The 13,805-nt window shown below is 43.2% G+C and carries 16 protein-coding genes; all 16 read right to left on the reverse strand.

Annotation, left to right across the window (positions count from 1 at the left end; genetic code table 11):
* Positions 1–32: 32 nt before the first annotated feature.
* Positions 33–1,076, reverse strand: coding sequence for an ACR3 family arsenite efflux transporter (gene arsB, locus WC676_00960; GenBank protein ID MFA5059185.1), 1,044 nt, complete (start codon positions 1,074–1,076; stop codon positions 33–35).
* 78 nt (positions 1,077–1,154) lie between these two features.
* Entirely contained in the window at positions 1,155–1,844 is a 690-nt protein-coding gene (locus WC676_00965; protein MFA5059186.1) for a hypothetical protein, read from the reverse strand.
* Between the two features lie 49 nt (positions 1,845–1,893).
* Complete coding sequence (locus WC676_00970) at positions 1,894–2,052, reverse strand: CxxC-x17-CxxC domain-containing protein (GenBank protein ID MFA5059187.1); 159 nt, start codon at positions 2,050–2,052, stop codon at positions 1,894–1,896.
* A 395-nt stretch (positions 2,053–2,447) separates the two neighbouring features.
* Positions 2,448–2,786, reverse strand: a complete 339-nt coding sequence (locus WC676_00975) for a hypothetical protein (protein MFA5059188.1) — start codon at positions 2,784–2,786, stop codon at positions 2,448–2,450.
* A 13-nt stretch (positions 2,787–2,799) separates the two neighbouring features.
* On the reverse strand, positions 2,800–2,940 hold the full coding sequence (locus WC676_00980) for an entericidin A/B family lipoprotein (protein MFA5059189.1): 141 nt from the start codon (positions 2,938–2,940) through the stop codon (positions 2,800–2,802).
* 65 nt (positions 2,941–3,005) lie between these two features.
* A complete protein-coding gene (locus tag WC676_00985) occupies positions 3,006–3,236 on the reverse strand; it encodes a hypothetical protein (GenBank protein ID MFA5059190.1) in 231 nt (76 codons plus the stop codon).
* Between the two features lie 367 nt (positions 3,237–3,603).
* Entirely contained in the window at positions 3,604–4,587 is a 984-nt protein-coding gene (locus WC676_00990; GenBank protein MFA5059191.1) for an alpha/beta fold hydrolase, read from the reverse strand.
* Between the two features lie 9 nt (positions 4,588–4,596).
* Complete coding sequence (locus tag WC676_00995) at positions 4,597–5,001, reverse strand: low affinity iron permease family protein (GenBank protein MFA5059192.1); 405 nt, start codon at positions 4,999–5,001, stop codon at positions 4,597–4,599.
* A 24-nt stretch (positions 5,002–5,025) separates the two neighbouring features.
* A complete protein-coding gene (locus WC676_01000; GenBank protein MFA5059193.1) occupies positions 5,026–7,176 on the reverse strand; it encodes an alpha/beta fold hydrolase in 2,151 nt (716 codons plus the stop codon).
* Complete coding sequence (locus tag WC676_01005; GenBank protein MFA5059194.1) at positions 7,173–8,672, reverse strand: 1-acyl-sn-glycerol-3-phosphate acyltransferase; 1,500 nt, start codon at positions 8,670–8,672, stop codon at positions 7,173–7,175. The genes WC676_01000 and WC676_01005 overlap by 4 nt, the downstream gene beginning before the upstream one ends.
* A 4-nt stretch (positions 8,673–8,676) precedes the next feature.
* Complete coding sequence (locus WC676_01010) at positions 8,677–11,409, reverse strand: GtrA family protein (GenBank protein ID MFA5059195.1); 2,733 nt, start codon at positions 11,407–11,409, stop codon at positions 8,677–8,679.
* Between the two features lie 337 nt (positions 11,410–11,746).
* A complete protein-coding gene (locus WC676_01015) occupies positions 11,747–12,403 on the reverse strand; it encodes a hypothetical protein (protein ID MFA5059196.1) in 657 nt (218 codons plus the stop codon).
* A 76-nt stretch (positions 12,404–12,479) separates the two neighbouring features.
* A complete protein-coding gene (locus WC676_01020; protein ID MFA5059197.1) occupies positions 12,480–12,755 on the reverse strand; it encodes a hypothetical protein in 276 nt (91 codons plus the stop codon).
* Positions 12,756–12,830: 75 nt separating this feature from the next.
* On the reverse strand, positions 12,831–13,079 hold the full coding sequence (locus WC676_01025; GenBank protein MFA5059198.1) for a DUF3309 domain-containing protein: 249 nt from the start codon (positions 13,077–13,079) through the stop codon (positions 12,831–12,833).
* 13 nt (positions 13,080–13,092) lie between these two features.
* Entirely contained in the window at positions 13,093–13,551 is a 459-nt protein-coding gene (locus WC676_01030) for a hypothetical protein (protein MFA5059199.1), read from the reverse strand.
* Between the two features lie 80 nt (positions 13,552–13,631).
* Positions 13,632–13,802, reverse strand: a complete 171-nt coding sequence (locus WC676_01035) for a DUF1328 domain-containing protein (GenBank protein MFA5059200.1) — start codon at positions 13,800–13,802, stop codon at positions 13,632–13,634.
* Positions 13,803–13,805 lie beyond the last annotated feature (3 nt).

A 13,805-nucleotide genomic window follows, 5' to 3' on the forward strand; every position in this document is an offset into this window, starting at 1 on the left:
ATACCGCTTTAAAAAAGCCGCAAGAATATTCTTTAATTTAAATTTTCTCTCTTCCGGAAAAATCTCGCAACGTTAACCAATAGTAACATCACCGGCACTTCAATAAGCGGTCCGATGACGGTCGCAAATGCCTGCAGAGAATTAATGCCAAAAATCGCGACCGCAACGGCAATGGCCAACTCAAAATCATTGCTAGCGGCGGTAAACGAAACTGCGGTCGCTTGCGCATGATTTGACCTGAGCTTCTTGGAAAACCAATAGGTCACAAACCACATGACGATAAAATATATCGTCAGCGGAACCGCGATCCGCACCACATCTAAAGGTAATCGGACGATATATTCCCCCTTAAGCGAAAACATCACAAAAATGGTAAATAATAACGCCACTAACGTGATCGGGCTGATCCGCGGAATATAAATATTATCAAACCATTCCCGCCCCTTTATTTTGATAAGCGTAAACCGGCTTGCGACACCCGCAAAGAAAGGAATTCCCAAATAGATCAAAACTGTTTTAGCCGATTCTGCCATTGAAATGCTGATATTGGACCCTTGAGCTATTCCGAGAAAACTCAAAAGAAGTGTTATAAAAATATAAATATATAGAGCGTAAAACAAAACTTGAAAAACCGCGTTAAAAGCCACTAACCCTGCCGCTAATTCTCTATCTCCGTCGGAAAGATCATTCCAAACGATCACCATAGCAATACAACGCGCCAAGCCAACCAAAATAACTCCCACCATATATTCGGGATATCCACGCAAGAAAATAACAGCCAAGGCCGTCATAACAATCGGGCCGATGATCCAATTTTGCAAAAGCGAAAGCCCAAGTAATTTTTTATTCTTAAAGATCTTTCCGATTTCTTCATACTTAACTTTTGCCAAAGGCGGATACATCATCAAAATGAGCCCAATTGCGATCGGGATATTTGTACTTCCCGACTGAAATTGATTCCAAAAACCAGCGATCCCCGGCGAAAAATATCCAACACCGACGCCAATAGCCATAGCCAAAAGGATCCAGAGAGTTAGAAAGCGATCTAAAAACGAAAGTTTTTTATTATCGTTCATGATTTTATTCCCGTAAAATTTGATGTGCCTGAGATCAATACTTCGGAAGATTTGCGCGAAAGATTTAAAGAATTTATTTTAAAACTCAAAATTGATACTTCCGGCCACCGCCGTCGCGTCTAGAAATTGGCCTTCAATATTAAGCCAGATCTTCGGTGTTAAGAAAATATCTGTTCCGGCAATAAGCCCTATACTTTTTCCAAGATCTGATTTAACCCGCTTACGGACGGTATCCACCCAGCGAATTTCATCCATGCGCGACCAACGTGTTCCAAGATACGGCGTCAGCTTTCCTATTTGCTGCGATGCCAGAAAGGAAAACTGCCAATCATCTAAAACGGCTTTTTGTTTTGACGCGCCTACGGAGGCTGTTTCGGGGTGTATGCTGATATGCTGAAATCCAAAAACCATTTTTGTTTGCTCGTGTTCAAAAACCTTCAAGCGAAAACCATACCCGCCGCCTAAAAACGTCGTGTAGCTGACACGGTCTGTCGACGATGGATATTCCTTAATATTCCCCGCGCCGCCTTTCAAGTCTAAAGAAAGCCAATCAAAGATCCCGTAAGATAAAAGGATAAAATTCTGAAGACTGCGTACTTTTCCGTAATCGTCTTCGAGGGAACGCTTGAGAACGTTGTAGGTTTGAGCGCCGGCAAAAATATGTTGCGCCTGCGGCATATGTGTTCCGTAGCACGGAGCCGCCCAGCCTGAAACGGGGAAAGCGAGGCTTACCAACAAAGCCAAAATAACATTTCTATTTTTTGACAATATTTTCATCTTGCTTAAAAAGGTACGGCTGTTTTGCTATGACTGCTTTTTAACGGCCGCCATCTTTACGCTTTGAAAAACAGTCCTTGCAATAAACCGGACGGTCTTCTCGGGGCTTAAAAGGGACTTCACATTCTTTTTTGCATTCGGCGCAAACTGCTTTGTGCATCTCGCGCGGCCCACCATACCCACCACCTTGAAACGCCATATCCTTATCCTCTTTCTGGTATGTTGCCATACCAACTTGATTGTTGAACTACATTTAAATTCTTATAATCTAAAATGTATTCGGGATTTTATTCTTTGTCTTAAGCTGCTTTGGTACCGATACTACCAGATTTCCCTGTCTCAGTAAATAGGAATATTAAATGATAGGAATTCTATCGGTGCTTAGACGCAAACTTAAATTAAGAAAGGCTGCAACACGCAGCCCAGCGGAGGGATTTTAGGCTTTCCTTCGGCCAAGCGGCCAAAGCAGAAATACAATGATCCAAAACACGGGATTAAACGCGATCATGAAAAAAGTTTTAAACGTTTCTGAGATAAATCCTCCTACGGATAACAATGACTATTCTGAAGAATTAAATTAAATTCTTTTAAATACTACCCGCCAAAGATCATCTTAAATAAACCGCCGATAATAATAAACGGTATGGCAAGAACATAGCCGATCGCATGAAACGTAGAACTTATCACTCCGGGGCGCTCAGTCTCTGTATCCGTTGTCGTGATCGTCGTGGTTGTTTCGCTTTCTTGCGAAACCGACTCATCTTGCTGCCTTGTAATATATCCTTTATTGCTGAAATCTTTTTGTTCTTGGCTAACAGCCGGATATGTTGTCACCGTTGTTTCTGTTGTCGTTGTTTTATGCGCACTGGCGCAGCCTCCTGCAAAAACAAAAATTATGGCGAGGCCTAAACAAGCACTGTTTTTGATTTTCATCTTGGCCTCCTTTTTAATCATTATGATCAACTGTTCTTTGGATGCTTCCCCCGGCGTTCTCCACATCTTTCCCCGCGCCTCTCATCATATTGCAACCTAAAACTGAGGTTGCCAAAAATAAAACCGCTAATATTATCAAGAAAAAGTTTTTCATGGCATCTTTCTATTTTAATAAATCTACTGCTCACGTTGTCCCCAGATAGAGAACAACTAAAAATACTATTCCTCTACATTGATTCTTTTTTCGATCTTCTCGTTTGTTTTTGCTTCTATCTTTGGAGCTGATACCGGCCTAGGAATGATCAACTGGGTCTTTCGAGCTTTATAAATTGATTTTCCTGTTTGCTGCGCTTCCCCTGGTTTTACCGGTTTTAACATTCCCGCAAAACTAAAAGTTAAAAACCCGACAACAGACAAAACAACAGCCATCACCATCATTGTGCTTTTCATATAATCCATTCCTTTTCCATTGATTGATGACACCTTATTTTATTCATTTTTTTCCTGCCAAGAGGAAAGCCAATCATCTGGCCTATGCTCCCAAACCCGGCTCCTTCTCAGATAATGATTTTGTGGAACTTTGCAGATCCCACGACTTAAAAGAAGCTGTCTTATGGCATCTCTCGTCGTCACCCTTTTTGATCTATTTTCTCTGATCATCTTTTCTCACCTCCCCAGCTATGCTATCGCTAGTTGACAATAGCATTGTAGACAAAACACTAGAGAACGGTCAATTGTACTAAGGTACAACTCCTGGTTCTCCCTTTTAGGGCGTATTCCAGAAAATATGATGAGATAATACTCGCGGTTTTTATTTTTAATTCTGTATCAACTCAATAAGCTTAGGATAAACCACTGTAGTTTTTTGGTAAGGTTGTTCCGGGTCAATGAGGTCATGCAAAATACCTAAATTCTTATCAAACTGAAAGTGTGTTATTTTAACGCTGCTGTGTCGACGCCATTCTTTAATAACTCCATCGATCGTCTTCTCATTGACCGCACCATCCAAAGCGCTTGTAACAACTACAATGGCCCGAGTCTTTGGCGCCACGCTCCTGGCTTTTTTCATAACTGCCCAGCCAAGACACATGATCTGAGCAACCCCTCTGGTCGAAAATCCGAAATAAGAGGACGTCGGCCCCGTGAGCGCTGTCTTTCCTTTCTTGTCCCACCACTCGAACTTATTGGGCCAAATGTATAAGAGGTTGATGGTCGGTTTAAACAAACCTGTCGGCAACCCCTTCCACCCCCAGAAAGGCGCGATGATAACAGCCTTATCAACATCGCTTCTATTTTGCGCGACCCAACCGGCCATGTTCGCGCCCATGGAAAAACCAACGATCGTGACATGTTTGCCCAGCCCTTGGGCAATATCCACGGATTCATCACATAATATGGCCAATTCCAACGCAGTCAGCTGGGCGAGGTCATTGGTCATCCGGTCCTTAAGGCCATGGTGCGGGACCCGGGGGATCAGAACATTATATCCCTTTTCATAAAAGATCTTTCCCAGCGCTTCAAATTGCCGGGGGCTATTGGTGTTCCCGTGAAAGAATACGATTGTCTCACGCGTTTCTTCCCCATGTGCCAGAAAAATAAGGCGCCCATCCGGGGAAACATCTTCCCCATCAAGAGCGCGTAAATGATCAATGCGCCTAACGCTTTCCTGATAGCTGAGAGATGGATTAGCTTTTGAAACGAGATGGCGCGTACGGACAGGTTTTAAAAAAAGAAAGCAAGCGCAGAGCAAGATTGCCAATAAAACAGTTCCCAGAAACTTAATGAAGAAAAGCTGTAACATCAATGGCCCCTATGGAGTAGCCTGCGCATGAGTGTCGACCTTACCTTGCTTCAAGTCTTCTTTAGTTTTCTCAGCCAGTAAGCCATACTTTTTTCGGATCTTCTCCAAATTCTCATCCGAGAGTTTTTCAATATCCATCATTTCGTTATGAGCTCCTTTGGTAGCTCGGATGATCTCATCAAGCTTGAGTTGAATCGCAATGGTGTGGCGATTTTGACTATTTTGAATGATAAAAAGCATGATAATAGAAATGACTGCTGCCAAAGTACTGATGATGAGCTGCCAGGTATTATTAAAATGGAGTGCCGGTCCGAGCAGGCCCCAAACTAAAATAATAATAAATGCTAAAAAACACGCGAACGGTTGCGCGGCTTTATTGGAAAGCCATTTTGAGAATACTGAAAAATATTCCATTGTTTCTCATCCTCTTTATTTTTCCTAACTCAAAGTTTCCTTAAATCTATCCAAACATATTTTCATAAATTGATCCGGAAAAGCGTCAAACATCCTTTCCGCATGGCCGCCATCTTCCATGATGGTCAAAAGCTTAGGCTCCTTTGCCTTTGCAAATAAAAGCTGACTATGACTCAGCTTGACGAGCCAGTCTTTCTCACCATGAAGGAAGAGAACCGGTGTCGGTGATATCTTATCAACAACGTCGCGAGGCCGGATCTTTTGTAAAGCCAGGCTGCCTGACCTGACACCCTTCCCTTTCCCTTTGATCCCAAAATTAAGCATGAGATCTCTCCACATATCTTTTTCCCAAAAATGAAAATCGATCTTTCCTAAATCTGACGGGGAACTGACAGCGATCACACTATCAATGTTCTGATGGAAACTTGCCTCAACCAATGCGATCGCAGCACCCAGTGAAAACCCGATCACGCCGATTTTTTCATACTTGTTTTCTTTCGCATAAGCCGTGATCGCCCGAAGATCTTTTTGTTCAAGCGCTGTCCACGTAAACACATCGCTGCTCTTGCCATGCCCGCGAAAATCGAACACGATCACATCGTATTCTTTGCTAAATGCGTCAGCCATCCCTTTAAATAAAACCGTATCCTTATTGTTGTAAAATCCGGGCGCGATAATAATAACTTTGAAAAACCCTCCTTTAATATGAAGAAAGGAGATGCGTTTCCCATCCTCTGTCATCACGTAACGATCAGGCTCGCTCTCCTGCGCAGGAGAAGGCGTCAGTTCAGCAGTTTTCGCCGTTCCATTAAGCGGAGTTGCGACTAAGTCGCCGGCCGCGCTCTTAGAAGAAAGGTCGTCGCTCTTTACCGTCGTATCATTAATTTTCTTGGGTTCCGTTTTCTTAAAATTTCCTTCAAAGATCGACATGATTATGGATTGAACATAATTTTTGTAAATATCCAACTCTGCTCTCATGCGCCAAAAGAAAAGATACTGCGAACTATTTCTCTTGCCCACGGAAATTGTTTTTCTTGATCTCGCATCTTCATAAATGGCTAACATGCGTTTGGCGGAGGCACTGATCGTGTATTTTTCTGCCGTCGTTCTTGCGGCCTGCTTTATGGTTTGTGTTTCTTCGGGAGAACGATTTAAAACCCACAGCAGTGCCTCAGAAAAGCTGGGTTGATCCATCTCCATAAGCAATCGTCCGTTACTGCCGTCTTTGACCATGTCCCGCGCTCCGGGCGCATCCAGCGCTACCACCGGAGCACCTGATGCCATGGCTTCAATCAAGACGATCCCTTGAGTTTCGCTTAATGAGGCAAAGGCAAAAACATCCATAGCAAAATAAGCATCAACCAAATTCTGATACTGCAAAACCCCGACCAAATGCACTCTTTCTTGAAGACCGGCTTTTTGAAAGGTGCCTTTGATCATTTTCTCTGATGAGCCTTTGCCAACGATCAGGGCATGGACTCTTGTATCTTTCTTTAACGCTTCAACCATGCACTGGATCAGAAAGTCCAAATTTTTTTCCGACGCCAGACGCCCCGCATGTCCGATCACTAAGGCATCAAGAGGGATGTGGTTCTGCTCGCGAAACCCTTTTCTATCGCCTTTTGAGAAACGCTTCAAATCAACCCCGGTCGGAACGATCTCCATGGGTGTTTTAACACCTCTTTTAAGCAAGATTTCCTGCACGCTTTCGCAGGGCACGATCAGCCGGTCCACAAAATTGGCATATCCGGCAGACAGCTTGACCATAAATCGCTTGACTCCCTCGTTCTGAACCGGCAAATCCTGTGTGTACTCCTCAAACATCGTATGATACGTAAAGACCAGCGGTATAGCGTGCTGCCGGCTGAGGCGTAGAGCAAAATCTCCCATAAAAAACGGGCAATGGCTGTGGACAATATCCGGTGAAAATTCTTTCATAAGCCGCGTTAAGAGCATGGAAAACGGAAAATTAACAGAGAAAATCGTCCGGTTGAATTTTTGGAAAGCGGGAAGCCGGATAACACCCGGCTCCTCTACGGGAGCCCCGTTAAAGGTTGGAGTCACGATCAAAACCTCATGCCCCAAAGTTTTAAATTCTTCGCTAAAAGAATAAACCGATTGCTCTAATCCTCCGACGATCGGGAAATAGGTATTTGTCATCATGAGAATTCTCATTTTTTCTCCTTCGCACAAGCGCAGACCAATCCATCCATTGAGGATTGGGTCTTTAATTCTATAAGCGCTTTTCTAGCCGCTATACATATCGCGTCGTAAGAGTTTTTCGCCCCCATGGCTAAGCCTTCTTTTTCCAGGTCTTTAGGCAGAAGCGGCTTACCAAACCTCACCCTGATCGGATGGCGCTTAGGATACGTTGCCGTACTAGACCAAGCCTCATGAGCTCCTTCGATCGCCACAGGCACAAGCTTTGCCCCTGTCTCCTTGGCCAAGACGCCGAATCCTTTTTTAAATTTCCCGATTTTGCCAGTAGCGCTGCGCAACCCTTCAGGAAAGAAACACAAGCCCTTTCCATGTTCTAACACAAGAAAACAACTACGTAGCGCTTCTAAGAAATGCGTTGAGAAATCAAAAGGAATAAATCTTCCCATCTTGACGAGATTCCATAAAATACTAGACTTTTCAAACGGCCTAAAAAAATACGGCCCAAAAACAAAATAAAAAAGCTGAAACACTGGTCGACGCGGCAAACAAGCGGCAATGGCTGGCCCATCAAGAAAACTCGTATGGTTGCCATACAGAATATAAGCTCCTTCTTCAGGTACGTTCTTTGCGCCTTCTTCTTTAATACTGAAAAACAACTTAAAAATCAAACAATCGATAGCTGTCAAAACAAATCGAAACAACCAGGCAAAGTAACCTGTGCTCAATTCGATCATTTCCAAATTTTCTTTTTTCGGCGGTACGCGTAAATTTTCTTTCCAATAGTCTGGCCCTAAAGGTATCTTTTGATTCTTCGAGGAAATGCCTTTGGCTTCCTTCAGCGCCTCCGCTATCCCTAAAATAAGATCCTTGACGCTAAAGGCTCTCGAGATCGCCTCTTCATTTATATCAGTTCCAAGAGCTGCCTCAAGGCACGAAGCAAGCTCTAGCCTGCCTAATGAATCTATGCCAATGTCCAGCTCTAATGAATTCTCAAGGATTATTGATCCGGTGATACCGCTTTGTTCCTTCAAACATTTTAAAACTTTTATGCCGATCTCAGACTCTATCAAAAGAAGATCTTCTGGTAAAAGTTCTTTTGATACCGGAAGAGAGCCTTCTATGCCCTTAATCACCCTGGATTCATATATCTTCTTGACTGCGCTTCTTTCTAACTTACCGAAAAGCGTATGGGGTAAATCCTCAAGCGTAATCGTAAAACCTTTAAGCCTTTTATGCAAAGGGAGTGATTGCGAGGCATTGTCAAATCTCTCCTTAATGACAGAGCGTAGATTCACTTCACCAAATTCCCTAAAATCATCAAGATCTGGCTGAATAATAGCCCAAAGAACTTTCGTCTTCCCTGCGCCTTCCATTCCAGAGACTGTAAAAACGCACATCTCTTTGACCGGAGCAACTTTTGTATAAGCTTGCTCAATCTCTTCCGGATAAATTTTTTCCCCCGATTTCAATATGATAAAATTTTTAATTCTGGATGTCAGAGATGTGGTCATTTATCTACCTCGCTCCTGTCGGCAAGCAGGATTTCAATTCAAAAGAATTCGTTCCTGGTGTAATTCTAACGTCATTAAAACCTTGCAATTGAATATCTATGGGTGGCTCGCTCTCAAACCACTGTCCTTGCCATTCGACAAGGATATTTTGCCCTTGAGGTTTTATGGAAATTTGAATATTTCCAAAACTTGTTGGCGCGGGACCAAAAGAGATCGTTTGTTTTTTTTCTAACCAGATACACGGGATCCCGGAACATAAGATCAATCGCTCACCTTCTTCGCGCACAAAACAATTTCTGATCATCAAAACCCATTCCGCCGCGGCCCACACATGCTGTCCGTCCCCCATACATCCGCCACCGGTACGCGGATGGACCGACTCAGGCCATTGCCCCGTTGGTGAAGCCAGCTTGGCCACCGCAGTCATCAAATCAAAATACCTTGGATCTCCCGCACGCAAAAGCACTTGAGCTAAATGCAGCGTAAGGTACGGATTGATCCCAGAATGAGTCATATCATGAAAGAATCCGCCATGAACTAAACAATTTTTCATTAAGAAATCAGCTGTGTCTAAGATCTTTGGGTCATTGGGTTCAAAAACACGAAGCGGATAACTCGCCACCAAAGAGCCGATAGCCCCTGTATCCAAGCGCCGATAGGGAGAAGCTGGTATGGTAGGCTTTTTAAAACGCTCTTCCACTTTTTTTAAACTTTGTTCAATGCTGGCAAGTAATGCCTGCGATTCCTTTTCAAAATAAACAGCCTTCTCCTGATCTTTATAAGCCGCGCATAAAAAGGCTGACGCTTTTAATCCTGCAACAGCCCAAAAGTCATCCCAATAATAAAAATCATTTGGCCCCAAATGCTCGGCGCTAAATCCCGATGGCAGTAAGCCCGCATGAGGGGATTGCAAGTTACTCGGCAAACGCTTTTTGCAGATCCACTGGCTCGCTTTATGGATGGATTCTTTCCATTCGTTAGGAGGGACATTTCCTGTCATCTCGCAATACTGACGCATGATCCACAAGGCCTCTCCATTAGAATCCCATTCCCCTTCTTGGGAAAGAAAATAACCTTGTTTTGTCTGGCGGGAACGAAAACAATCTAGAGCCCTGCGGACACGCTCATTTAGCCCAACACATAACAAGGCATGCAATATGAACGCAGCATCACGAAACCAAAACCGTCGATAAATATAAGGACCCGGATAAACTTCCCTGGGGGAATGCAGGACCATCGCATGAATCGCAGCTTCATAAAGAAATTGAAAATGCTCATCAGGAATTTTTAATGAACACACGCCTTGAAGGCTTTTTGCCCACTGTGCTTTAGCAATGTCTTGATAGTCTCCATAAGATTTTTCTTCATTTTTATTTTTCGTTAAAGGTACTGAAATAGTAATTTCTTCTTTTTGTCCGGATTCTAATATGAAAATAGCAGCAGAGCTAGCCATGCCGACTTTGCATGCCACTTCTTTTTCATTTTCTTCCGACGAAAACAACGGATCTTCCTGTTTTTTCTTCGTCGGTGGTATAGGAAAGGTCAAGCGGCTATATACATCGCCGCGATGATAATCAGAAAACATATACTGATCGGCGGGCTTATCAAAATAGACGGAATGTTCGCGGTTAACTTGCCAGCCTAACGAGCCTTCCAGAAGAACAATACTATGTATAAAACTCACGCCTTCCGGGTTATACGGCCGCAAGGAGACAATTAATCGCGCATTGATAAAAACCTTTGCTGTGACTTTGATCTGGCAAAGAGGCGCTTGAGCTGATCCAATAACTTGCGTTCTTAATTGAAGGCTTAATTGATCTGAACTTGATGCTGTCGTCACATAAAAATCGTTATCTAGGCCCATCTTTTGCGATACGCTGTCACATTGCGACGGGATCAATGGATCCCCTTTTTGGGGGATTATCCAGACATCAAGTGACCATCCATCATAATAGGGAGTCACAAGGCCGCGCGGATCCACCAAAGGGAAATCGATGCTATCGGGAACACCTAAGGCGGTCCAATTTCGGTGGGTAAGATTAATTTGGGTTAGCGAAAAAGATCTTGGAATGAACGCCACGTTGTGAGGATCATACTGGCATCGTACCCAATAGGGCCAGATCCAATCAAGATTATGCTGGATCGCTAAACTATTAAGTAAACCACGCGCGTGCAAAACAACGCCTGAGCGTAACAACTCCGTGGGAGCTGCTACCTCGGAAGGCTGCGAAAAGTTTTGCAATTGGGAAAGAACTTTGATGGGATCTAAAAACCCTTGCTTGCGCGCGGCATCAGTGACTAGAAATCTCCACGGAACCCATTTCCACCACACAAAATAAGCCCCCTTTTTTAAAAGAGACCTGAAAACCCACCACTTAAAGCAAATGAAAGTAAGCAATCCTGTAAACACCGCAGCGATAACCAAAGCCAAGAAAACAGAACTTGGCCACACGCTTAGAACATATCGGTTTATTAAAACATTAATTTCTAAGGCTAGGAAATTAATCAATATATACCGACGAATTTCAACATATGACGGCTGGTTACACTGAAATATCCAATATTTATTAAGCAAATACGCGGCAATACCCGCACACGTAAAAGAAACTGCTTTGGACAGACTGAAAGATAGAAAATGAATTAAGAAATAGTAAATACCAAAATCTACCGCCCCAACAAAAACCCCTGCGATAAGAAACCGGACAATTTCTTTCTTAACATTCAGATTAGTTTTCAATAAAATTTTCCTTCTGGATGGTCTATCTCTTCGTGATTTCCTGCGCTGTTAAAAACGAGGGACCCCTCTAAAAAATTGATCCTTAAAACAATAAGAATAGCTTTCTTGCTCAGAACTTACCATCCTCCGCCCCCTCCATCTTCAAGCAGAGGATGGTTTATCTTAAGTTCTATGTGGACATGATCTTCCGGCCGGCTTTACGATTCTTTACTTTTCCGCGTCCGCCGGGCCTCTTAGAAGCCCGCTTTTTTGCTGCCGTCATTCTTCCCCCTCGACTTTTCTTCGCCATTTCTTACAAACCTCCTTTTATGTTTTACAACTTGGTTGCCGTTTTTAATTATTGTGTCGTAGTAGTGGTGGTCGTTGTGGTGGTTGTCGTGACAGTCGGTGAATACAGCGTAATATAACGCGCCAGCTGTTTCCCATCTTTTGCCACATATTCAACTTTAACAACATCGCCGGGCTTGATCATTAATTCCACGGGTTGTTTACTTGGACTGCGCATCACAATGATAGTCTTGGGGTCAAAAACAAAATAAGAGATCCTGCTTTTTTCTTCTTGGCCGATCCTTACTCTTTCTTCCACCTCAAGCGTTCCAGCCGTAACATCAATAGCCTTTAACTCACCAAAGGCTTGCTGATACTCGGATGCCGGCAAAGGATTGACAATGACTTTCTGTATAACTTTATCCTCTTGTCCGTCCGCCACATCAATAGTGACATATTGACCTGCCCGTAAGTCACCGACGTTGAGAAACTTTACATCCGCAGAATCAGTAACTCGCGTTTCATTTTGAGTAATTCTATACGCGATCGTTTTAGTGCCCTGGGGTGTCTCTCGATTAATTTCTAATTTACCTTGTTGAATATCTACCCATCCGATTTCTCCTGATACCTGATGCACACCCACAGCCTCTTCAGCGCGCACAGATATGCCGCTGAATAATGCAACGGCCGCAATAACACTAAATACTTTCAGATAATTTATATTCATCAAACACGTTCCTTCCTAAAGATTAATTGTTTTAAATCACAGCATCCCGCTCTCACGAAAAAGACGTTGCCTTTCCTCAAAATTTTACTTTAAATTGCCCCTTACCATTATCTTGAGACGCCTCTTTCTTTTTTTCTTCTTTAATCACTTCTTTCTCAGCTATTTTTTCGGCCCTGATCTCCTTATTCTTCTTACTGTTGAACTCATCTCGGGTGCGTTTAAATTTTGCCTTTTCATTAGCATGCTCATACGCCGACATATTTGGGCGAGGTGATTTCTCGTTTCGCGCAAATCCTAAAACCGACACAGAAAACAATAGGCAGCACCCAATAACCATTATTTTCTTTTTCATTTCTTTTCCCTTTCTTTACGGAGCCCACAACAGTTAGTCTGCTCCTTTTAAAACTATCCCTCCGTTAGCGATCTACTATTGGACAGCGCCTCTAACGGAATCCGCCACATCGCGACCCGCCGATTTAATATCATGCCCGACATCTTCAAGCGAGCTTCTAAAAAGTGGCCGTCCTCCGGCAATAGCCCAAATAAGAAAAACAGCCAAGAGGATAGCTAAAACACCTGTAGGCCCATATCCCCACGACTTGTTGTAAGGCCAAGTGGGAAAAGTTGCCGCTAGAAAAACAACAATAATCAACAATAGTAAAGTTTCTGTAGTCATTTGATCTCTCCTTTTAGCGGACAGCCGCAATGCGGTTACTTTGCATCCCCGGAGAGGCCTGCGCGAAATGCGCCATCATATCATCAATGGATTTTAACTTTGTGATCTCCATGCGATCTCGATGCAGTTTTAAGTCGCATCCTGTTTCCCTTTGAACAATTCTTTCAATGCTTGCCCAGCTACTGTGCTTGGAATTAAACTTAACTTGTTTGAGGTTCTTTAGGTCTAAGGAACCTCTGGATGTCCCAGGGAGATAAATCGTTCCATTGCTAAAATCGACAGCAAAGGCGATCACGCCTGGAATAATGCCAAAAAGCAATCCTATCCCATCGAGAAGAACAACTCCCGCGTCAATATGTCCTGCTCTTTGCCCTCTGCGCTCAGGATATAGAATTGTTCCGCAACCCATTAATTGAAAAACCAAAATACCGCAGATCAAGATACTCAATGTATTTGATAATTTTCTGAACATAAATCCTCCACCTTTTTTGTGATATTATTTTTTCGTTCTTATTTCTCACAGCGATACGTGCGCTCATTTCCGCAAATAACTTACACAGACCCGATCCGAGCTCTCCCAAAAATGAAAATAATGATCGACAGGATCAAAAAGACAAAAAATAGGATCTTGGCGATTTCAATGGCCGAACCCGCAATGCCACCAAACCCCAATAGCGCTGCAACAATAGCAATGATAAAAAATGTAACCGCGTAATGTAACATAGG

The sequence above is a fragment of the Candidatus Omnitrophota bacterium genome (genome assembly GCA_041649175.1).
In the GTDB taxonomy this organism is placed as follows: Bacteria; Omnitrophota; Gorgyraeia; order Zapsychrales; family JBAZNR01; genus JBAZNR01.

Coding starts and splice junctions, on each gene's coding strand:
- arsB (MFA5059185.1), bottom strand. CDS start 1,076: ATGAACGATAATAAAAAACTTTCGTTTTTAGATCGCTTTCTAACTCTC.
- WC676_00970 (MFA5059187.1), bottom strand. CDS start 2,052: ATGGCGTTTCAAGGTGGTGGGTATGGTGGGCCGCGCGAGATGCACAAA.
- WC676_00975 (MFA5059188.1), bottom strand. CDS start 2,786: ATGAAAATCAAAAACAGTGCTTGTTTAGGCCTCGCCATAATTTTTGTT.
- WC676_00980 (MFA5059189.1), bottom strand. CDS start 2,940: ATGAAAAACTTTTTCTTGATAATATTAGCGGTTTTATTTTTGGCAACC.
- WC676_00985 (MFA5059190.1), bottom strand. CDS start 3,236: ATGAAAAGCACAATGATGGTGATGGCTGTTGTTTTGTCTGTTGTCGGG.
- WC676_00990 (MFA5059191.1), bottom strand. CDS start 4,587: ATGTTACAGCTTTTCTTCATTAAGTTTCTGGGAACTGTTTTATTGGCA.
- WC676_00995 (MFA5059192.1), bottom strand. CDS start 5,001: ATGGAATATTTTTCAGTATTCTCAAAATGGCTTTCCAATAAAGCCGCG.
- WC676_01000 (MFA5059193.1), bottom strand. CDS start 7,176: ATGAGAATTCTCATGATGACAAATACCTATTTCCCGATCGTCGGAGGA.
- WC676_01005 (MFA5059194.1), bottom strand. CDS start 8,672: ATGACCACATCTCTGACATCCAGAATTAAAAATTTTATCATATTGAAA.
- WC676_01015 (MFA5059196.1), bottom strand. CDS start 12,403: ATGAATATAAATTATCTGAAAGTATTTAGTGTTATTGCGGCCGTTGCA.
- WC676_01020 (MFA5059197.1), bottom strand. CDS start 12,755: ATGAAAAAGAAAATAATGGTTATTGGGTGCTGCCTATTGTTTTCTGTG.
- WC676_01025 (MFA5059198.1), bottom strand. CDS start 13,079: ATGACTACAGAAACTTTACTATTGTTGATTATTGTTGTTTTTCTAGCG.
- WC676_01030 (MFA5059199.1), bottom strand. CDS start 13,551: ATGTTCAGAAAATTATCAAATACATTGAGTATCTTGATCTGCGGTATT.
- WC676_01035 (MFA5059200.1), bottom strand. CDS start 13,802: ATGTTACATTACGCGGTTACATTTTTTATCATTGCTATTGTTGCAGCG.